Below are 617 nucleotides of genomic sequence, written 5' to 3'. Positions count from 1 at the left end.
AGCTCGATCCTTTCGAGAACAGTCTCTTTCTTTTCTGCGGTCGGAAAACATCCTCGATCAAGGGGATCCTTTGGGAAGAGGACGGATTTCTTCTTCTTACGAAGCGTCTTGACGAAGGAAAGTTCCAGTGGCCTAAAAACAATGACGAAGTGCTTCTTCTTGGCGAACAGCAGCTGAGATGGCTTCTCGAAGGTCTGGGGATCGAGCAGAAATGTTCGATCCCCAAAAGCCGGGCGACAAAGATAATGTGATCAAATACGCTTTATATAAAGGGGAATTTGTTTATTTCCCTTCTTTTTTGTGGTATAATTGAATCATGGAAAAGGAAAAACAAACGACGGTCGAAGCGGATAAAGAACAGCTCGAAAAGATGATCAAAGCCATAGAGGATTTGACTGTTCGGATCGAAGAGCTGAACAAAACGATCAAACACAAGGACGCGATTATTGAAAAGCTTCAGCGGATGCTTTTCGGAAAAAAGAGCGAAAAGGCAAGACATGCGGAAATGATGGCCAACATGCCTACGCTCTTCGATCTCGAATATCCGGAAGAAAGTCCTTCTTCTGCTCGTGCTCTCCAGAACATTCAGTATTTCAGAAAAAAACGCTGCTGGAACA

The 617-nt window shown here is 44.1% G+C and carries 2 protein-coding genes; both read left to right on the top strand.

The genetic code is table 11. From position 1 onward, the window contains the following. Positions 1-251, top strand: a 251-nt coding sequence (tnpB, locus tag BO225_RS13155; protein WP_076340425.1) for an IS66 family insertion sequence element accessory protein TnpB, incomplete at its 5' end; no start/stop codon positions are given. 65 nt (positions 252-316) lie between these two features. Then, positions 317-617, top strand: a 301-nt coding sequence (locus BO225_RS13150) for an IS66 family transposase (protein ID WP_419185483.1), incomplete at its 3' end; no start/stop codon positions are given.

The organism is Dubosiella newyorkensis (assembly GCF_001945605.1).
GTDB lineage: Bacteria > Bacillota_I > Bacilli_A > Erysipelotrichales > Erysipelotrichaceae > Dubosiella > Dubosiella newyorkensis.
The sequence above is the reverse complement of the archived record's forward strand: the minus strand, read 5'-3'. Positions and strand labels throughout refer to the sequence as shown.